The organism is Candidatus Rokuibacteriota bacterium (assembly GCA_030647435.1).
Taxonomy (GTDB): domain Bacteria; phylum Methylomirabilota; class Methylomirabilia; order Rokubacteriales; family CSP1-6; genus AR37.
On sequence record JAUSJX010000115.1, the window covers coordinates 54,593 to 73,935 of the forward strand.

Genomic DNA, 19,343 nt, shown 5'->3' on the forward strand with positions numbered 1-19,343 from the left:
TGCAGAGCCTCCGAATGGGGTTGCGGTCTCCGCCCGCCGCCGTGGCAGGGCGCGCTCTAGCCTAGTCGAAAGGCGCGGTTTGTCAATCCGTCAGCAGGAAGGGCCCCGGCCTTGCGCGAGGCCTCGTCGTGGGGCAAAATTGGCGGGCCGAGGCGCACGCCTCGTCTCCCAAGGAGGGAACCTGCATGCGCGTCGGCATGGCCGCCGTCTTCCAGAACCCCGGCAGGGCCCGCAGCGACTTCGACGTCTACCGTGACGACCTCCGGCTCGCCGATCTCTGCGAGCCGCTCGGCTTCGACTCCATCTGGAGCGTCGAGCACCACTTCACCGACTACACCATGTGCCCCGACGTGCTGCAGTTCCTGACGTACATGGCAGGGCGAACGACGCGCGTCGCGCTGGGCTCCATGGTGGTGGTGCTGCCGTGGCACGACCCGATGCGCGTCGCGGAACAAATATCGATGCTCGATAATATATCGGGCGGCCGGATGATCCTGGGGCTGGGGCGCGGCGCGGGCAAGGTCGAGTTCGAAGGTCTGCGCGTGCCCATGGACGAAAGCCGCGACCGCTTCGTGGAATACGCGCGGATGCTGCTCGAAGGCCTCGAGAAGGGCTACTGCGAGTTCGACGGGCAGTTCGTCAGCCAGCCGCGCGCCGACATCCGTCCCGCGCCCTTCAAGAGCTTCCGCGGCCGGACCTACGCCGCGGCCGTGTCGCCCGAGTCGGTGAAGATCATGGCGGAATTGGGCGTGGGCATCCTCATCATCCCGCAGAAGCCGTGGCCCGAGGTCGCCAAGGAGCTCGTCGAGTACCACGCGCTCTACCGGCAGATCAACGGCGTCGAGCCGCCGGCGCCGATCTCGGCGGGGTGGACCTTCTGCGATCCCGATCCGGCGCGCGCGCGCGAAGAGGCCCGCCGATGGATCGGCGGCTACTTCCGCACCGTGCTCGACCACTACCAGTTCGGCGGCGACCACATGGCGAAGACCAAGGGCTACGAGTACTACGCCAAGATGGCCGACAAGATCCATACGTACGGCGACGAGAAGGTCATAGACTTCTTCGTGGACCTCCAGGTGTGGGGCACGCCCGAGCAGTGTTACGAGAAGATCCTCGATATCCGCCGCCGCGTCGGCAACGACCACTACGTCGGCGTCTTCTCCTACGCGGGCATGCCGGCCGCCGAGGCCGAGCGCAACATGCGCCTGTTCGCGAAGGAAGTCATGCCCGCTCTGCAGCGCCTCGAGCAAGGGGCCTCCCGGTGACGACACCGCTGTCCGTCTACCTGCCCTTCAACCGCGAGGTGCTGGGCGCCGACTTCGAGCCCGCCAAGCGCGGCGGCGGCCCGCCCGAGGGGCGCGGGCTCTGGCTGCTCGTCCAGGACCAGCAGCTGGTCGTCGTGCCCGCCGGCGACGCGCTCCGCCTGCCCGAGGGCGCCCTGCCGGCCGGGCTCGAATCGGCGGTCAAGGAGCCGTTCTGGCTCGGCACGCTGCGGGGCGCGCCCTGCTTCACCGCCGAGCTCCCGAAGGACGCCGCCCTTCCGGAGGGCTTGAAGCGCGAGACGCTCGTCCCCATGCGCGGCACGAAGCTGCCGGACGACCTCCTATCCCTGGGCGGCATGGCCATGCAGGCGCTGTGGTGGCAGAGCACGAGCGGCTTCTGCCCCCGCTGCGGCGAGCCGACCACGCGCATCGAGGGGGAATGGGGCAAGCGCTGCCCGCGCTGCCACTACGAGCACTACCCGCACCTGCACCCGGCGGTCATCATCATGGTGCGCGACGGGGGCCGCGTGCTGCTCGCGCGCAAGGCCGAATGGGCGCCCGGCCGCTACGCGCTGGTCGCGGGCTTCGTGGACAACGGCGAGTCCCTCGAGGGCTGCGTGGCGCGCGAAGTCAAAGAAGAGGTCGGCGTGGACGTGAAGGACATCCACTACGTCGGCAGCCAGAACTGGCCCTTCCCGAGCCAGATCATGCTGGGCTTCGTCGCGACGTACGCCGGCGGCGAGATCCGCGTGGACCACTCGGAGCTGGAAGACGCGCGCTGGTTCCCCGGCGACGCTCTGCCCCACCGTCCCTCCCGCCACAGCATCGCGGGCTTCATCATGGAACACTACGCCAACCCCGCGGCGCCATGATCCCCAGCCCCCTCACCCTACCCTCTCCCCCGATGGGGGAGAGGGATTTTCGGACTCTGTGACCCTCTCTCCCCTCTAAGGAGGACACTCAAGTGAGCATCCAGCGGCTACAGCCCGGCAAGCGCCTGAGCGCCGCCGTCGTCCACGGCGACACCATCTACATCGCCGGCCAGATTGCCGGTGACGCCGCGACGGACGTCAAGGGCCAGATCCAGCAGATCCTCAAGAAGTTCGACGACCTCCTGGCCGCGGCGGGCAGCAGTAAGTCCAAGCTGCTCTCGGCCACCATCTGGCTCGCCGACATGCGTTACTTCGACGACATGAACAGCGTGTGGGACGCCTGGATGGACCCGGCGAACCCGCCCGCGCGCGCGACGGTCGAAGCGAGGCTGGCCGCGCCGAAGTACTTCGTCGAGATCGCGGGCGTCGCCGCGAAGTAACAGCAGGGTCAGGTCTTGAATTCACGCATCCGCGGCCCAGTCCTGTCGCGGTCGGCCAGCCATCCCCGAAGGCTGATGCCGTATTTCAAGACCTGACCCCCAGGTGGACCGATAGCATGTTGCGATATCGCTGCTAGCATGAGACGCTATCGACACTATGGCGACGATCATCATCCGGAATCTCGATGACGAGGTGGCCGAGCGGCTGCGGCTGCAGGCCCGCCTTCGCGGCGTATCGGTCGAGCAGGAGGCGCGGCGAGTCCTCGCCGACGGCACGCGGGTGAGCCGGGCGGAGATTGCCGCGCGGGCTGCGGCCATTCGCGCCCGCCAACGCCCCCACCGCTCCAGCGGAGTGGATTCGATCCGGGAAGACCGGGCGCGATGACGCCACGCCGGGCCGCGAGAGCGCCCGCCCGACGCGTGCGCGAGCGCGGCTCGCGATACACTTCGGCGATCTCGGAGCCCATCGTCGTCGACGCCTCGATCGCGTTTCTGTGGTTCGCCAACGAGCCGGACAGGTCCGGAGCCGACAAGCTGCTCGAAAGCGACTCTACCCTGCTCGCTCCCGACCTGATGGCCGTCGAGGCGACCAACGCCTGGTGGAAGAAGCTCCGTCGTCATGAGATGGAGCGGGCGGACGTCGAGCAGGCCATCACGAATTTGCTTGCCCTGGGAATCGCCTGGACGCCTTCGGCGATGCTCCTTCCGTCTGCCGCTCGACTGGCCGTCGAGCTCGGGCATCCGGTCTATGACTGCCTCTACCTCGCGCTCGCTGTGTCGCACGCCGCCCCTATCGCGACTGCCGACAAGCGACTTCAGCAGGCGGCGGGGCGAATCGGCGTCCGGGTCAAGACCTGACCTCGGGGCCACCTCGGGCCGCAAAGTAGCGCGCGGCGCCCTCGTGGAAAGGGCCACCCGGTTCGAGGTGCGCTCGACCCGGATCGAAGCTCGCGGGCGCCGGATGGATGGCGCGCAGGCGCTCGGGGTCGTCACAGATGGCTGCGGTGATGGCGAAGACGACCTCCGCCCGCGCGACGGTCGAAGCGAGGCTGGCCGCGCCGAAGTCCTTCGTCGAGATCGCCGGGATCGCCGCGAAGTAAACGAGGTAGGCCAGCCGAGCCGGAGTCAATCCGTCAGCGCCCGACCTTCGGCCGGACATCGGCCGCGAAGCGCTCGAGGACGTCGAGCATTTCGGGCACAGTGGGCACCGAGAAGTCGAGGACGAAGTGCTCGACCCCGGCTAGGACGTAGGCCGACAGATCCTCGGCGATCTGGGCCGGCGAGCCGGTCAGCGGCACGCGGTCCTTCGGGGCCGCGGGGTCGAGCTTCACGGGTCCCTTGAAGGTGATGGTGATCTCGCGCGGGTCGCGCTTGGCGGCGACCGCGAGATCCCGAAGGTGGCGCACGGCGGCCGCCATCTCCGGCGGGTAAAGCGCGACCGGCGGGCGGAGCCCCAGCGGGTGCCAGCCGTCGCCGATGGCCACGACGCGCCTGAGCGCGGCCTCGCTGTGGCCGCCGATCCAGATGGGAATGTGCGGGCGCTGCGCCGGGTGCGGCCGGACTCCGCCGGCCTCGGCGATGCGCCAGAATCGTCCCTCGAAGGCGACGCGCGGCTTGGTCCAGATCTCCTTCATGATCCGCAGGCTCTCGACGGTGCGCGCCGCGCGCTCCGCGAACGGCACGCCCACGGCCTCGAACTCCTCCCGCCACCAACCGATGCCGGCCCCAAGGATCACGCGCCCGCCCGAGAGGTAGTCCGCCGTCGCCAACGCCCGGGCCGTGAACACCGGGTTCCGGTACGGGATGATCAGCACGCTCGTGCCGACGTGGATGCGTTGGGTGATGGTGGCGAGCCACGTCACCGCCGTGAGCGCCTCGAGCCACGGCTCGTCGGGCCCCAGCGGGAAGGCGCCTGTCGGCGAGTACGGATAGCCCGACGTGCTCGCGACGGGAATCAGCATCCGGTCGCTGACGAAGATCGAATCGTAGCCGAGCGCGTCGGCGCGCCGGGCCAGCGTGCCCAGGCCCTCGCGATCCGCCAGCGCGCCGCGACCCTGGACCGAGAAACCGAAGCGTATCGTCGTCATCCTTTGAGTCCTCCCGTTCCCCAACCCGCCACCAGATGGCGCTGCACCGCCATGAAGAAGGCAAGCGCGGGGATGGTGATCAGCATGCCGGCCGCCATGACGAGCCCCCAGTCCACGACGGCGGCGGAGAAGAGGTCCTGGACGCCGACGGGCAGCGTCTTTAGCTCGTCGGACACGATCAGGATTCGCGTGAAGATGTAGTCGTTCCAGGCCAACGTGAAGGTGAAGATCGACGTCGCGATGAGCCCCGGCAGCGCCAGGGGGGCGACGATGTAGATGAGCGCGCGCGGCCGCCCGGCGCCGTCCACCTGCGCCGCCTCCTCCAGCTCGATCGGGATGGACTGGAAGAAGGCGCGGAGCAGCCACAGCGAGAATGGCAGGCAGAAGGAGGAGTAGGAGAGCACCAGCGCGGTATGCGTGTCCACGATCCCGAGCCGGCGCGCGAGAATGTAGATCGGCACCACGATCATGATCGGCGCGAACATGTAGGTGCAGAGGATCAGGCGGGCGATGCTCTCGCGCCCCGGGAAAGGAAAGCGCGTGAGGCTGTAGGCGCCGGCGGCGCCCACCGCCATCGTGAGCAGCACGGTCAGGCCGGACACGACCATGCTGTTGAGGAAGTACGTGACGAAGGCCGTCTGGGTCAGCAGCCGGGCGAAGTTCTCGAGCGTGGGCGCCGCAGGGATGAGTGTCGGCGGGGTCGCGAGAACTTCCCGCGGCGGCTTGAGCGAGGTCGAGAGCATCCAGAGCAGCGGCAGGATAGCCTGGGCGCAGAGCCCCAGGGCACCGAGGTAGAGACATACCGGGCCGAGGCGGGCGCCGACCTGCCTCACGCCTTCTCCTCGTCACGCCAGAAGAGCCGGAAGTAGAGCCCCGTCGCCGCCATCAGCATGAGGAACATGACGACCGACAGCGCCGCGCCGAAGCCCGCCTGGTAGTACGTGAACGTCCGCATGAAGGTGTAGATCGGCAGGGTCCGGATCTCGGCCCCGGCGCCTGCGCCCTCGCCCCACAGCCACACCGTGTCGAACTTCGTGAACATCCAGATCCCGCGCAGCAGGATGACGACGAACATCACGGCCCGGACCTGGGGCAGCGTGATGAAACGGAACCGGGCCCACGCCGAGGCGCCGTCTACCCGCGCGGCCTCGTAGAGCTCGAGCGGGATGGTCTGCAGCCGCGCCAGCACGGAGAGCGTCACGAAAGGCGCGAACTGCCAGACGCTCATGGCGATGAGCGACGTCATGATATGGTCCACGCCCAGCCAGGCGATGGGCTGCCGCGCGAGCCCCCAGGCGACGAGCACGTAGTCCACGAGCCCGAAGGTCTCGTTGAGCAGCCACCGCCAGACGATGACCGCGACGATGGTGGGGATCATGTAGGGAAAGAGCACGAGGGCGCGCACCACCGTCCGGCCGCGAAAGGCCCGGTGGAGCAGGAGCGCAGAGGCTAATCCGAAAACGAGCTGCAGCGCGGTCGTGCCGGCCGCGTAGACGGTCCCCTTCCAGAGGCTGTCCCAGAACTCCGGGTCGCGGAGCAGGCGCGCGTAGTTGCCGAGGCCGACCCATCGCTCGGCCGGGAAGAACGAATGCTTGTCGAAGAAGGAGAGCCAGATCGCGTAGGCGACGGGGTAGAGGATGAGGACGCCGATCAGAACGAGGGCGGGGAGAATGCCGCAGAGCCCCAGGAGCGCGGGGGACAGTCGGCGGCGCGGCCGCGCCGGGACCCCGGGGGCGCCCGGCGCGGCCGCGTCGGCAAAGCTTGGCACGCTACTTCTTCAGGTAGCCGCCCTGGACCAGCAGCTCCTCGACGCGCTTCTGCGCCTTGGCGGCCGCCTCCGCCGAAGGCATGCCCTTGACGGAGTCGAACACCATGTCCACGAGGATGCCGGAGCCCATGACTTCCAGCAGGTAGGGCTTCTGCATGTCGCTCCAGTCGGTCACGAGCACGGGCTTGATCCAATCGTTGCGGAAGTACTTCTCCTGCATGTCCACCCATGGCCGCCACTTGGCGATGGTCGCGTTGTCGGCATACTTCGGGTTCTTGTACGTGGACTTCTTGATGGAGAGCAGGTGGATGGGCACCGAGTGCAGGTACGGGATGTAGTTCTCGTCCCTGAAGAAGAACTTGAGGAAATCGACGGCCTCAGCGCCGCCCTTGGCGTCCTTGAAGACCATCCAGGGCTCGCAGTCGAGCTGCGCCGCCGGCGACTTCCCCGACGGACCGACCACCTTGTCCGCGACAGCGTAGTGGTCGGAGTCGGCGAGCTCCTTGGGCGCGTACTTCTCGATGTAGCCGACGCCGCGGCCGTAGGCCTGGTACAGCATCGCCGCCTTGCCGTTGGCGAGGTTGGCGAAGGTGTCGAGGTAGCCGTGGCCCGTCCAGCCGGGCGGCAGCACGCCGTTGAGCTTCTTGTAGAAGTCCAGCAGCTCGATCACCTGCCTGGAGGTGAGCGTCGGCCGCCCCTGCTCGTCGAAGAGCCGGCCGCCGTTCGTCTTCAGCAGCTCGCCGATGCCGATATTAATGAAGAGCGGCGCGCCGGTCATCGTGAGCCCGTAGCGGACGACCTGGCCGTCCTTGGTCTCCCTGAGCGCCTCAGACACCTGGATCAGCTCGTCCCAGGTCTTCGGCACCTTGAGGCCCTTCTGAGCGAGCAGATCCTTGCGGTAGACGAAGACAGAGGACGCCGGGGAGTGACCGACGCCGTAGGTCCGCCCCTGCCAGCGGCAGAGGTCGCGGAAGGCGTCCACGATGTTGTCCTTGCCGAGCGAATCGGCCAAGTCCTCGACCGGGCGCAGCAGCCCCTTGGCCGCGAAGGACACACAGGTGATGGGCTGGCCGTGGGTGGCGTCCGGCGGCGCTCCCGCGGCGAGCGCGGCGGTGAGCTTTTTCTCGAGATCCCCCCAGGCGAGCCCCTCGATCTTGATCGACACGTCCGGATGCGTCTTCTCGTACGCCGCGGCGATCTGGTTGAGGACCGCCATGGTCTGGGGCTCCGTCTCCGTCTGCCAGAGGCGGATCACCTTCTTGTCGGCGGCATGGGCGGAGCTGGTGAGGAACAGCAGGGCGGCGGTGACGGCGGCGGCCAGCAAGCGCGTACTCATCGTTGAGCCCTCCTTAGTGGGGGAAGCGGCCGGAGTCTCGCACGTTTCGCGCGGGTAGACAAGAGCGCGTCACGGTTCGTCGAGATCGAGGGCGTCGCGGCGAAGTAGGCGCGACGAGGGAGGCGGATCGCCGCCCGGCCGGGCTAGAATTCCGTGAAGTCCCGCATCGAGTCCAGGTGAGTGGCCACCTTCCGCTGGAGGAAGTGCAGGTTCCAGGACGCGAAGTGGGCCTCCTTGTAGGGCACGGGCAGCCGCCTGGCGGCCGAGCCAAGCGTATAGAAGTCCCGCCGGATCTTCCCGACCCGGTGAACCAACTCCTCCGGAGTGTAGCGGAGCGGCTTGAAGTGGCAGGAGAGCTCGGGCCATCTCTCCATGTTCTCCTCGTCGATGAGGCGGCCCTCCGTCTTGAGCTGCTCGTACACCGACGTGCCGCGAAGGGGAACCAGGATGTTGAAGTAGGCCGTCTGGGCCTTGTGCTCGAACAGGAACTCGAGCGTCGTGCGAAACACGTCCTCCTCCTCCTCGTCCGAGCCGAAGACGAAGTTCAGCGAATAGCTGATGTCGCGGCTGGTCAGATTGTGAATCACGTCCCCGTACTGCCTGACCCTGTTGGAGTCCTTGTTCATGGCGTGCAGGGTCTTCTGGTCGATGCTTTCCACCCCCATGTTGACGTGCAGGAGGCCCGACCTCTTGGCGAGGTCCATGAATTTCTCGTCGAGGCAGAAGTGGGCGGACACCAGGGTGGACCAGCGCACCTTGAGCGGAATGAGGGCTTCCATCAGCTCCATCGCGTGGGCCTTGTTGCCGGCGAACTGGCTGGCCGCGAAGAAGATGTGCCTGCTGCCGCATCGCTTGATGTCCTCGACCACATCCTCCGTGGGCCGATACCGGTAGCCATAGTCCCCGTTCAGGCGCCTCTCGGCGCAGAAGCCGCACGTGTAAGGACAGCCGCGTGAGTACTGGATGACGAAGGGCCTGTAGAAGACGTACTTGCGAGGGTCGAGCAGATCCCAGCGGGGGGCCGGCAGGCCGGCGAGAAGCGCGGGGCGTTCCGCCTGATAGGTTTTCTTCAATCGGCCCGCCGCGGCGTCCTCCAGCATGGCGGGGAAGACCTCTTCGGCTTCACCGATGCACACCGCGTCGGCATGCTCCGCGACCTCCGCCGCATAGAACGTCGCATGGGGCCCGCCCATCACCACGGGAATCTTCCTGTCCCTGAACCTGGCGGCGATCTCGTATCCCCGCAGAGAGGTCACTGTCCTGATGGTGATCGCGACCACGTCCACGTCGGCGTCGTAGTCCACGTCCTGCGTCGCGTCGTCGACCAGCGTCACCTCCCACTCCTTCGGCGCAAGCGCCGCAAGGTGGGGCAGCACGGCGCCTACGAGCTTTCGCTTGCGAAGCTTGTAGGGGACCCGGAGATCACGGAAACGATAACCGGTCGCCTGGATGATCATCAGCTTCGGCATGAATGGCGCTCCCCGGCGGTGTCGGCTGGATCCGTGGCGTGCGATTGCGATCGTTGGTGGACGCGAGGCTGATCTTCCATGGGGAGGATCATACTTCTTCGAGCCCTCCGCGATAGAGGTAAGCGGGCCCGTCACCTCCGCCCGTGATGCATTTGGCCCGGCTTGGATGGAGCAGACGGCCTACGAGCGGGCCCCGATCGTGAGATCCGGCACACGGCCCGGCCCGCAGGCGGCGGGATGAACCTTGGCCAGGGGCCTTCTAGTAACCCCTGGCGCGGTCGACCAGGTTCAGGAGCGCCCCGCCCTCGAGGTAGCGCCGGAGGTTGTCCGCGAAGAGCTCCGAGCACTTCTCGTCGTAGCTCGGGATGAAGCCCGACACGTGCGGTGACAGGATCACGTTGCCGAGCGCGTAGAGCGGGTGCCCGGCGGGGGGCGGCTCCTGCTCGAAGACGTCGATCGCCGCCCCCGCGATGCGCTGCTCGCCGAGCGCCCGGGCCAGCGCGTCCTCGTCCACCGTCGCCCCCCGCCCGACATTGATGAAGAAGGCCGAGCGCTTCATGACGTGCAGCTCGCCGGCGCCGATCATGCGATGCGTCTCCGGTGTGAGCGGCGCGCACATCACGACGGCGTCCGACCTGGCGAGGAGCTCCACCACTCGCTCGGGAGGGAACCATTCGTCCGGCAGCGCACCTTCCGGATCACCGGTGCCGGGCAGGAAATAGCCGGAGTCCGCCCGGCGCGACGGGTCGCGCTTGCAGGCGAGCACCGCCATCCCGAACGCCGCCTTCGCGATGCGGGCGAGCTCGCGCCCGATGCTCCCATAGCCGATGATGCCGAGCGTCGCTCCGCGCACCTCCGTCGGCACGAACAGGGGCCAGCGCTCTTCGTCCGGCGGCCAGGCGCCCCTGGCCTGCCAATCGACCATCCGGGGCACCCGGTGCGCCAGGGCGAGGAGCATGGTGATGGCGTACTCGGCGATCGTCGCCGCGTGCACGCCGCTCGTCGTGGTCAGGGGGATGGCCGTGTCCCGGTAGATGGGATGATCGTAGAGGGCATTCACTCCGGCCAGGTGGAGCTGCACCCACTTGAGGCCGGGCGCGCGCGCGAGGTCGCGCGGCGGCATCCCCGCGTACAGGATGTCGGCGCGGGAGTAGTCGGCCGTCTGCGCGTCCTCGCAGGTCACGCGGAGCCGCGGCGAGACCGCGCGAAGCCGCTCCAGCTGGCCCTCGTTGAAGCGCATCGTCACGAGCACGTTCAGCGCGGCCCGACCGTCCGACGCCAAGAGCGCTTATCCGCGCCCCGCCGAGGTCCGGCGCCGGACCTCGGGCAGGACCTCGCGCCCGAGCAACTCGATCCCCGCCAGGATGTCGTCCTGCCGCATCCCGGGCCAGCTCACCCGCATGGTGGCGTGGGTGACGCCAGCCTTGTGCTGGGCGAGCAGGGCCTCGATCACCTGCGCGGGCGAGCCGAGGGCGAACCGGTTCTTGGCCAAGCGCCGCAGCTGCTCTTCGGGCTTCGCGGCGGGATCGATGGTGATGCCCGGGAGGCCCCACGACAGGTAGGCCGAGTACTTCTCCAGCAGGAACGGCGCCGCGCGGCGGACGGCCGTGTCCTCGTCGGGCGCGCACACCACCTCGAGCAGACGACAGATGTGCCGGCTCGGCGGCAGGCCCGCCGCGGTCCGGGCGGCCGCGAAGCCGCCCGCCTGCGCGGCGAATTCGTCCACGGTGGGGACCGGCACCACCAGCCAGCCGTCTGCGATGCGGGCCGCGCGCGCGATCCCGGCGGGCACCTGCGAGCCGACCAGGATCGGCGGCCGGGGCTGCTGCAACGGCCGCGGATGGATGCTGACGTCGTCGAGCTGCCAGTGGCGTCCATGGTGCGTAACCCGGTCCTCGGTCCAGAGGCGGCGGATGATCTCGACGCCCTCCGTGAGGCGGCTCACGCGCTCGGCCATCGGCACCTTGAAGACGGCGAACTCCTCGGTCCGGTAACCGAGCCCGACACCGAGCATGAACCGCCCGCCGGTGATCACGTCCAGGAAGGCGCCGACCTCGGCCAGCTCGACCGGATTGTGGAGCGGGAGCAGGACCAGGTTCGTTCCCACCCACATTCCCTCGACCTCGGCGGCGAGGCGCTGCAGCATCGGCAGGAGCGGGAAGTAGTGGAATCCGGGGGTGACGTGATGCTCCCCGCCCCAGATCGAATCGAACCCCAGCCTGCGGATCAGCCGCGCCTGCTCCACCGTCTCGGCAAAGCGGCGGGCGGGGTCGTCGCCGGCCGGGTGCTGCGCGTTCAGATAGATTCCGAGCTTCACGTCTAGGCCACCACGGCGGGGTCGACGCGGAGCACCGCGTAGCCGCCCACCGCGCCCGCGCCGAAGCCCGGCGCGAAGACCCGCATCGGCCGCGTGATCACGCCCTCCTGGACTGCATCATGGAGCGCGATCGGGATGCTGGCCGAGGACGTGTTGCCGACGCGCTCGATGTTGAAGTACAGGCGCTCGGGCGCGACGCCGGCCGCCTGGGCGATGCTCACCACCATGGTCTTGTTGGCCTGATGCGGCACGATCAGGTCCACAGCGTCCAGCAGCGAGGCCCCCGCCACGCCGTCCGGATGCGGCAGGGCGCGGAGCTCGTCCAGCATCTGGCCCAGGTAGCGCTTGACCAGCGCGCGGACCTCGGGCCCGTAGATCGTGATGTTGTTGTCGAACTCCGGATTCGGCCAGATGATCGAGTCCACCTCCGACATGGGCCCGCTCGCGTAGGTCTGCAGGATCTCGATATCCGGCGCGGCGCCGGCGGCAGCGGGGCCGACCACGAGGGCGGCGGCGCCGTCGCCGAAGATCATCCGCGAGGTCCGCACCGTCCCGATCTTGTCCGAGAACTTCTCCCCGCACACGACCAGGATGGGCCGCTCGACTTCCTGGAGCAGCCGCACCGCCTCGCTGAGCCCGTACGGCAAGCCCGCGCAGGCCGCGACGATGTCGCACGACGCGTGGGTCTGGAACATGCCGAGCTGGCCGGAGAGCCAGGTCGCCAGCGACGGCATCATCTTGGAGCTGGTACAGGAGCAGAACAGCACCGCGCCGATCTCCTCGGCCTTGCGCCCGGACTTCTCGAGCGCGCGCCGGGCCGCGAGGAGCGCCATCTGGTCGAGATCCAGCTCGGTGTAGAGCCGCTGCTCGATGCCGGTCTTGTGACGGATCTCCTCCACCGTCATGGGAGACCAGCAGTACGCGGCGTTGCGGACGAGGTCGTCGTTGGTGCAGGGGCGCTCGCCCTTGTAAACGGCGACGGCCTCGAGTCGCGGCATGACCGTGAAGCGCGCGCGCACATCGAGCGGCGGGTAGGGCCGGATCGGCTGGCGCGACTCGGCAGGGGCGGGCTTGCGCGGCTGCACCCGGTGCACGCCCTTGACCCGGCGGATGAACCGCAGGACGTCGTCGCCGCGTGGGTGGAAGACCACCACGAAGTCGTCGTCGTGGAGCTGGCCCACCTCGGTGAGGCGGGTCTTGGCGCGGTCCCAGCGGTACTGGTTGTGCAGGACCATCGCCTGCCGCATGAGCGCTTCCAGCTCGGGGACGCCGTGGGCGAACTCGATGATGTCGTCCTGGCCGTAGCCCGGGTAGTCCGGGTCGTAGGCCAGCAGGTGGTACGTCAGGTTCTTTGGATTCGCCAAGATCTCGCCGACCGTCGGCTTGATCGCCGGCAGCTCGTCGCCGGCTCCCTTCTTGTGGCGGAAGAGATCCAGCAAGATGCGACAGACCTTGTCCTCGGTCCCCTCGTCCCAGGTGGGCGGCAGCGCCCGGTAGGCGACCTCGATGGCGGCCGTCATCTCGGCGCTGTCCCGGGCCGAGAACACCGGCAGGAAGACATCGTCGCGCTGCCTTGGGACATCGCGCCAGCGCGTCGGGCGCTTCTCGTACATCGTCATCGCGTAGCGGTTGACCCAGAAGAGGTGGAGCGCAAGGTCGCGCAGGACTTCGTAGCGGCCCTTGTAACCCCGAGACTCCACGCGCGCGACGATGTCGGCCTCCGTGGGCGCCTTCTCCTCGAAGTCGCGCTTGATGACGGCCGCGAACTGGTCGAGCGTCTGGAATATGGAGAAGTCGAGCTCCGGGAAGAAATTGAACGGGAAGACGATGCGGCCGTAGCGGTTGATCACGAATGGCTTCATAAGGCCCCCTAGCCGCGAGACTCGACGATCGCCCAGCCGGCCTCGGCCATCGGGCGCGCCCGCTCGCCGCGCGCGCGCGCGTTGGCGTCGTTGGCCGTGCCCGCCAGCACTCGCCCCATGATTCCCTGCGCGATGGCGGAGAGCCTGAACATGGAGAAGGCGACGTAAAAGCTCCAGTCCGGGAGGCTCGTGCGCCCCGTGCGGCGGCAGTAGGCGGCGAGGTACTCCTCCTCCGTCGGGATGCCGAGTGCGCGCAGGTCCTCGCCGAGGACGCCGCCCAGGATGTCGGGCTTCAGGTGATACGGCATGGCGTTGTAGGCGAGGTCGGCCAGCGGGTGGCCGAGAGTCGCAAGCTCCCAGTCGAGGACGGCGACGATGCGCGGCTCTGTCGGGTGGATGATGGAATTGCCCAGGCGGAAGTCGCCGTGAACGATGGTCGTCTCGTCGTCGGCCGGGATGTGCTCGGGCAGCCACGCCATCAGCTGCTCCATCGCTTCGATGCGCTCCGTCTCGGATGCGCGGTACTGCTGCGTCCAGCGCTTCAACTGCCGCGTGAAGTAGCTGCCCGGCCTGCCGAAGTCCTCGAGGCCCAGCGCCTTCCAGTCCGCCCTGTGGAGCCGCGCCATGACGTCGTTCATCGAATCGTAAATCGCGGCGCGCTCGGCCGGCGTGCACCCAGGCACGAGCGGGTCGACCATGATGCGCCCCTCGATCCAGTCCATGACGTAGAAGACCGTGCCGATGACCTCGGGGTCCTCGCATAGAAGGTAGGTTTTCGGCACGGGCACGTCGGTGCGGCCGAGCGTCGTCAGGATGCGGTACTCGCGATCGACGGCGTGAGCCGACGGCAGGAGCTTGCCCGGCGGCTTGCGCCGGAGCACGTACTCGTGGCCGGCGGCGGAGAGCCGGTAGGTCGGGTTGGACTGGCCGCCCTGGAACTGGCTGACGCGGAGCGGCCCCGCGAAGCCCGGGATGCGTCCGGAGAGATAGCGCTCGAGCGCGCCCAGGTCGAAGCGGTGCGTCTCCCGCACCGGGATCGTGTCGGATGTCAGCGTGGTCTCTGTGGTCATTTGAAACCGGATTATACCCCGCGCCGCCGCCAGAGGAGCGCGAGCGCCAGCACGAGGCAGAGCCCCGTGACGCCGCCCCAGAGACAGGCCGCGCCCACACCCCACTTCTCCGCCATTCCGCCCGCGAGCAGCGCGCCGAAAGGGTGCACGCCCACGAAGACCATCGCGTAGAGGCTCATCACCCGCCCCCGGAGATGATCGGGCGCCGTCACCTGCACCGTGGTGTTGCAGCTCGCCATGAAGAAGATCTGGGCGAAACCCATGACGGCCAGCGCCGCTGCCGCGACCCAGAAGTGCCGCACGGCTCCCAGGCCGAGCAGCCCTGCCGCGGTCACGAGGGCCGCCGCGACGATGAGAACGAGCGGCGGTCGTGCTCGGGTCATCGCGGCCAGGACGAGCGCCCCTGCCACGGCGCCTAAGCCGAGTGAAGCCATGAGGAGGCCGAAGCCGCGCGCGCCCTCGTGCAGCACGTCGCGGGCCACGAGCGGCACGAGGACGTTGAAGTTGAGGACGAAGAGGCTCACGACGAGGAGCAAACCCAGGATGAGCCCGATGAGCGGCGTGGCGGCCGCGTACCGCACGCCCTGGAGGATCTCCTGGCCCAGCGTGGCGGCCGCGCGGGGACGCGGCGCCCCCTCGTTGCGGATAGCGGCGAGCGCCACCAGCACCCCGAGGAAGCTCAGCCCGTTCAGGAGGAAGGCCGGCGCGACGCCGTACCGCGCGATGAGCAGGCCCGCGACGGCGGGGCCCACGACGCGCGCGCCGTTGAAGACGGTGGCGTTGAGGGCGATGGCGTTCATGAGATCGCCCTTGCCCACGAGCTCCCCGACGAAGGACTGCCGGGCCGGCAGGTCGAGCGTGTTGGCGACCCCGTAGAACGCGGCCAGCACGGCGACGTGCCAGAACTGGATCTGCCCCGTCCAGTCGAGCGCGGCCAGGGCCAGGGCCTGGAGCATGAGCGCGCCCTGCGTCAGCAGAAGGAGGCGCCGCTTGCGAACGCGGTCGGCGAGCGCGCCTGCGAGGAGGGAGAAAAACAGCATCGGGCCGAACTGCAGCGCGCTGATCACACCCAGCTTGAACGGCGAGCCCGTCAGCTCGAGCACGATCCAGACCTGCCCCACGCTCTGCATCCAGGTGCCGACGAGGGAGACGAGCTGACCGGACCAAAAGAGGCGGAAATCTCGGTGGCGGAACGCGCGGAGCCCGGCGGGCCAGGGCATCGTCTATACTGTGCCACGAATCCAACTTCCGGGACGGAGGTGTGAGGCGTGTTCCTCGCGCGATCCTTGCTGTCCGCCGCAGTCGCCGCGGCCGTCGTGTTGGGCTCAGCACTCTGGGCCGCGGAGCCGGCCAGCACCCAGGCGCAGAACGCGGGTCTCGCCGGCCAGCTGCTCGTGGCCACGTCCGAGCTCGAGGACCCGCGCTTCACCCGGACGGTCATCTACATGGTCCGTCACGACGCCCGGACCGGCGCCATGGGACTCGTCGTCAACCGCCAGCTGGGGGAGGTGCCCATGGCGGTCCTTCTCAAGCAGTCCGGCCTGCCTAGCGCAGGCGCCAAGGGATCGGTCAGGCTCCACGTGGGCGGCCCCGTGGAGGCAACGCGCATCGTCGTCCTGCACACCGACGACTACGCGGGGCCCGACACGGTCAAGGTCGCCAACGGCGTCGCCGTCACAGCCGAGCCCTCCATTCTCCAGTCCATCGCCGAGGGCAGGGGCCCGCGCCGCGCCCGCTTCACGCTGGGCTACGCCGGCTGGGCGCCGGGGCAGCTCGAGGCCGAGATGGAGGCGGGCTACTGGATCGTCGTGCCGTCCGACGACGCCATCGTCTTCGACGACGCCTACGAGACCAAGTGGGACCGGGCCATGGCCAGGCGGAGGATCAACCTCTAGCGCGCCGCTCAGTGGGCGGGCGGGGCGGTCGCGCGGTAGGTCGGCGCCGCGACGCCGTCGATCATCACGTTGACGCAGGCGGGCAGCCCCGAGGCGAGCGCCCGCTCGAGCGCGGGCCCGAGATCCTCCGGGCGCTCCACGTGCTCGCCGTGCCCGCCGAGTGCTGCAGCCACGAGGTCGTAGCGGGACGGGCGCAGCTCGCACGCCACCGCGCGCGCGGCGCCGTAGTGCTGGAGCTGCAGCTGGTGCTCGGCGTTCCAGCGCGCGTCGTTGCCCACCACGGCCACGATGGGCAGACCCGCGCGCAAGGCGGTGTCGAGCTCGAAGGCGTGGAAGCCGAAGGTGCCGTCGCCGAGCGCCGCGATCACCGGCCGGTCGGGATGGCGGAGCCGGGCCCCGAGGGCCAGCGGAAGCGCGCTGCCGATCGAGCCCGAGAGACCGTTGATCAGGCGCGTCCCGGCCTCGCATCCGGCCTGGATCCACTGGCCGAACTCGCCGCCGTCGGCGACGAGGACGGCGCCGCGATCGAGCAGCGGTTGGATCTCCGCGCAGACGCGCAGCGGATGCATGGGCGTCCGTGACGACCGGCGAAGGCCCTCCCACTCTGCGGGCACCAAGGCTCGCGCCGCTGCGACTTCCTCGCCCCAGGCCCGCCAGCGCCCCGCGAGCGTCGCGGCGGCCGCCAGCTCCCCGGCGAGAAGCGCCGGGTCGGTGACGAGCCCCAAGCTGACGCGCCCGCTTCGGTCGAGCGCCTCGGCGTCCCAGTCGGCCTGGACGAAACGGCACTCTGGGTCGAAGGGCGGCGCGCCGCCGAAGCGCACGGCGAAGTCGAGCCTCTTGCCGAGGAGCAGAACGAGGTCGGCCCGGCCGAGACAGCCGGTCGCCATGTGAAGCCACGGGTCGTTGACGCCGCGCGGGCTCTCCATCGGGAGCGCCGGTATGCCGGTCGCTTCGGCGAGCCGTAGGACGGCGGCGCGGCGGGCGGGCCTCGCCATCGCGGGCCCGATCAGGATGAGCGGCCGGCGCGCCCCCTCGAGAAGCTCGAGGAGACGGCGCAGATCGGCCTCCGCGACCGACATTGAGCCGCGCGGCCCGGCGCCGAAGCCGGCGGCGCCTTCGTCTCCTACCGTCGCCTCGAGCAGATCGCCCGGCAGGCTCACGTGCACGGGGCCGGGCCGCGAGTGAAGCGCCAGGTCGAGCGCGAGGGTGATGTCCTCGCCGAGCCTCGCCGCGTCCTTGGCGACCCACGAGGCCTTGGTGACCGGAGCCGCGGCGCCCGCCTGGTCGATTTCCTGGAACGCGCCGCGGCCCGCCTGCGCGGCGGGCGCGTGTCCGCTCAGCAGCACGACGGGCGATTCCGCCATCAGCGCGCCGTAGAGCGCGGAGAGCGCGTTCATGTGGCCCGGCCCCGCCGTCACCAGCGCGACGCCGGGCTCTTCGCCGAGCCGCCCCCAGGCGTCGGCCATGTGCACGGCCGCGGCCTCGTGTCGCGTGTGGATGATGCGGATGTCCCGGCCGATGGTGGCGTCGTAGACGGAGAGGATCTGGTTGCCGGAGAGCGAGAAGAGGTGGCGCACGCCCGCTCCGGCGAGCGCGCCGACGACCAGGTCGGCCCCGCGCGCGGTCATGGGCGGCCTAGCGCACGCGGCCGCGCGCGGCGACCGGCCAGACCACCTCGACCGCCGCGCCGCGGACGCCGTACAGCTCGTCCACCATGTTGCTGACGACGCAGCAGTGGTTCGGCACGACGTGGACGATCTCGCCCACCTTCGGGCGCTCGGCGCAGGCCTGGAGATCCACGATGCCGTGCTCCTCCGAGAGATTGGCGACCACGGCCTCCGGGTACTCCATCACGTGACCGAAGCCCTTCTGACCGTACTGGTCGGAGGTCAGCACCTTCGTGCCGGCGTCCAGGATGGCGCGTCCGTCGGTGGGGCGGCTCACGACCGTGGCGCGCACGCGCATGGCGCAGTTGTCCCACGTCGCCGTCCCCGACGAGACGACCATGGCGTCGTTGAAGACGCAGGTGCCCGCGCGGTGCTCGGTCAGCATGGGAAAGTTCTGCGCCGTGAAGAGACCCGGCGTGCCGCCGCCCGAGACGACGGGCACCGGGATGCCCGCGCCCTTGAAGAGGCCGAGCGCTTGGGCGAAGAACTCGCGCGTCGTGGGCTCGCGGTTGGGAAATGTCATGAGGCCGCGGAACTGCATCTTGGGCAGGCGCGCGACCTGGCGCGCCAGGTCGAACGCTGCCTCCGGTGTCTGGACGCCCGTGCGGCCGAAGCCCGTGTCGCACTCGACCAGGAAGCGCACGTCGAGACCGTGGCGGACACCCGCCTCCGAGAGCTCCCGCGCAACTACATCATTGTCGAGGACCACGGTCAGCGCGGGCGCCCGCTTGATGAGCGCCATCAGGCGGTCGGTCTTGGCGCGGCCGAGGATGTTGTAGGTCAGCAGGATGTCGTCCGCCACGCCCGCGTCCACGAAGACCTCGACCTCGCCGATCTTCTGGCAGGTGATGCCCATGGCGCCCGCCTGCATCTGGAGCTTTCCGATGGCGGGGATCTTGTGGGTCTTGATGTGCGGGCGGTTGCCGATGCCGTGCTTCGCCAGGTGCGCCTGCACCCGTCGGATGTTGTCTTCCATGATGTCGAGGCGGACGGTGACGGCGGGCGTGTCGAGGTCGTTGACGGCGGTCATGCGCGGCTCTCCCATCGGGTGAGGGTAGGCGGCGGAGCGGGCGCTCTCAGACATGCGCGGTGCCGCCGTACTGGATGCCGAGGACATAGATGACCTTGCCGAGCGCGATGAACTCCGCGAGGACCCACGTCAGCTCCAAGAGCTCGTCCTCGGTGAAGCGGGTGCGGAGATCCTCCCACAACGCGTCATCCACGGTGTGGTGGTCGGCGCCGAGCCGGTCGGCGTAACGGAGCGCGGCCGGGTCGAGGAGCGGCAGTCGGGGCATCGC

Annotated in this window: 18 protein-coding genes and 1 pseudogene; 6 read left to right on the top strand and 13 right to left on the bottom strand. The window is 69.2% G+C overall.

Going from position 1 to position 19,343, the window contains the following annotated elements:
• Positions 1 to 185 precede the first annotated feature (185 nt).
• The 5 genes from Q7W02_20055 to Q7W02_20075 all read left to right on the top strand — a co-directional run bounded on the left by Q7W02_20055 (position 186) and on the right by Q7W02_20075 (position 3,432).
• Complete coding sequence (locus tag Q7W02_20055) at positions 186 to 1,265, top strand: LLM class flavin-dependent oxidoreductase (protein MDO8478443.1); 1,080 nt, start codon at positions 186 to 188, stop codon at positions 1,263 to 1,265.
• A complete protein-coding gene (gene nudC, locus Q7W02_20060) occupies positions 1,262 to 2,134 on the top strand; it encodes an NAD(+) diphosphatase (protein MDO8478444.1) in 873 nt (290 codons plus the stop codon). Before Q7W02_20055 ends, nudC begins: the two co-directional genes overlap by 4 nt.
• 92 nt (positions 2,135 to 2,226) lie before the next feature.
• A complete protein-coding gene (locus Q7W02_20065) occupies positions 2,227 to 2,574 on the top strand; it encodes a RidA family protein (GenBank protein MDO8478445.1) in 348 nt (115 codons plus the stop codon).
• A 157-nt stretch (positions 2,575 to 2,731) separates the two neighbouring features.
• On the top strand, positions 2,732 to 2,959 hold the full coding sequence (locus tag Q7W02_20070; GenBank protein ID MDO8478446.1) for a plasmid stabilization protein: 228 nt from the start codon (positions 2,732 to 2,734) through the stop codon (positions 2,957 to 2,959).
• On the top strand, positions 2,956 to 3,432 hold the full coding sequence (locus Q7W02_20075; GenBank protein ID MDO8478447.1) for a type II toxin-antitoxin system VapC family toxin: 477 nt from the start codon (positions 2,956 to 2,958) through the stop codon (positions 3,430 to 3,432). The genes Q7W02_20070 and Q7W02_20075 overlap by 4 nt, the downstream gene beginning before the upstream one ends.
• On the opposite strand, the gene Q7W02_20080 is transcribed toward Q7W02_20075, so the two are convergent.
• From Q7W02_20080 to Q7W02_20125, 10 genes and pseudogenes are all read right to left on the bottom strand, one after another.
• A complete protein-coding gene (locus Q7W02_20080) occupies positions 3,422 to 3,703 on the bottom strand; it encodes a hypothetical protein (protein MDO8478448.1) in 282 nt (93 codons plus the stop codon). The genes Q7W02_20075 and Q7W02_20080 overlap by 11 nt on opposite strands.
• Positions 3,704 to 3,707: 4 nt before the next feature.
• Entirely contained in the window at positions 3,708 to 4,661 is a 954-nt protein-coding gene (locus Q7W02_20085; GenBank protein MDO8478449.1) for an LLM class F420-dependent oxidoreductase, read from the bottom strand.
• Positions 4,658 to 5,494, bottom strand: coding sequence for a carbohydrate ABC transporter permease (locus Q7W02_20090; protein MDO8478450.1), 837 nt, complete (start codon positions 5,492 to 5,494; stop codon positions 4,658 to 4,660). The genes Q7W02_20085 and Q7W02_20090 overlap by 4 nt, the downstream gene beginning before the upstream one ends.
• On the bottom strand, positions 5,491 to 6,429 hold the full coding sequence (locus tag Q7W02_20095; protein ID MDO8478451.1) for a sugar ABC transporter permease: 939 nt from the start codon (positions 6,427 to 6,429) through the stop codon (positions 5,491 to 5,493). Before Q7W02_20095 ends, Q7W02_20090 begins: the two co-directional genes overlap by 4 nt.
• Before the next feature lies 1 nt (position 6,430).
• Entirely contained in the window at positions 6,431 to 7,765 is a 1,335-nt protein-coding gene (locus tag Q7W02_20100) for a sugar ABC transporter substrate-binding protein (protein ID MDO8478452.1), read from the bottom strand.
• Between the two features lie 143 nt (positions 7,766 to 7,908).
• Positions 7,909 to 9,234, bottom strand: a complete 1,326-nt coding sequence (locus tag Q7W02_20105; GenBank protein MDO8478453.1) for a radical SAM protein — start codon at positions 9,232 to 9,234, stop codon at positions 7,909 to 7,911.
• 259 nt (positions 9,235 to 9,493) lie between these two features.
• Complete coding sequence (locus tag Q7W02_20110) at positions 9,494 to 10,516, bottom strand: D-2-hydroxyacid dehydrogenase (GenBank protein ID MDO8478454.1); 1,023 nt, start codon at positions 10,514 to 10,516, stop codon at positions 9,494 to 9,496.
• 6 nt (positions 10,517 to 10,522) lie between these two features.
• Positions 10,523 to 13,413 (bottom strand): annotated as a pseudogene (locus Q7W02_20115) (LLM class flavin-dependent oxidoreductase).
• Between the two features lie 8 nt (positions 13,414 to 13,421).
• Positions 13,422 to 14,483, bottom strand: coding sequence for a phosphotransferase (locus Q7W02_20120; protein ID MDO8478455.1), 1,062 nt, complete (start codon positions 14,481 to 14,483; stop codon positions 13,422 to 13,424).
• Between the two features lie 11 nt (positions 14,484 to 14,494).
• Positions 14,495 to 15,703 carry an MFS transporter gene (locus tag Q7W02_20125; protein MDO8478456.1) on the bottom strand — a complete coding sequence of 403 codons (1,209 nt, stop codon included), beginning with the start codon at positions 15,701 to 15,703 and terminating at the stop codon, positions 14,495 to 14,497.
• Positions 15,704 to 15,751: 48 nt separating this feature from the next.
• On the opposite strand from Q7W02_20125, the gene Q7W02_20130 reads away from it, so the two are divergent.
• The gene (locus tag Q7W02_20130) at positions 15,752 to 16,378 is read left to right on the top strand and encodes a YqgE/AlgH family protein (protein MDO8478457.1); all 627 of its coding nucleotides are present in this window, start codon (positions 15,752 to 15,754) and stop codon (positions 16,376 to 16,378) included.
• Between the two features lie 8 nt (positions 16,379 to 16,386).
• On the opposite strand, the gene Q7W02_20135 is transcribed toward Q7W02_20130, so the two are convergent.
• The 3 genes from Q7W02_20135 to Q7W02_20145 are packed head-to-tail and all read right to left on the bottom strand — an operon-like array spanning position 16,387 to position 19,340.
• Positions 16,387 to 18,006 (bottom strand): thiamine pyrophosphate-binding protein, encoded by a 1,620-nt coding sequence (locus Q7W02_20135; protein ID MDO8478458.1) that lies wholly within the window; start codon positions 18,004 to 18,006, stop codon positions 16,387 to 16,389.
• 7 nt (positions 18,007 to 18,013) lie between these two features.
• Positions 18,014 to 19,075, bottom strand: a complete 1,062-nt coding sequence (locus Q7W02_20140; protein MDO8478459.1) for an alanine racemase — start codon at positions 19,073 to 19,075, stop codon at positions 18,014 to 18,016.
• 46 nt (positions 19,076 to 19,121) lie between these two features.
• Positions 19,122 to 19,340, bottom strand: coding sequence for a hypothetical protein (locus tag Q7W02_20145; GenBank protein ID MDO8478460.1), 219 nt, complete (start codon positions 19,338 to 19,340; stop codon positions 19,122 to 19,124).
• Between the last annotated feature and the right edge of the window lie 3 nt (positions 19,341 to 19,343).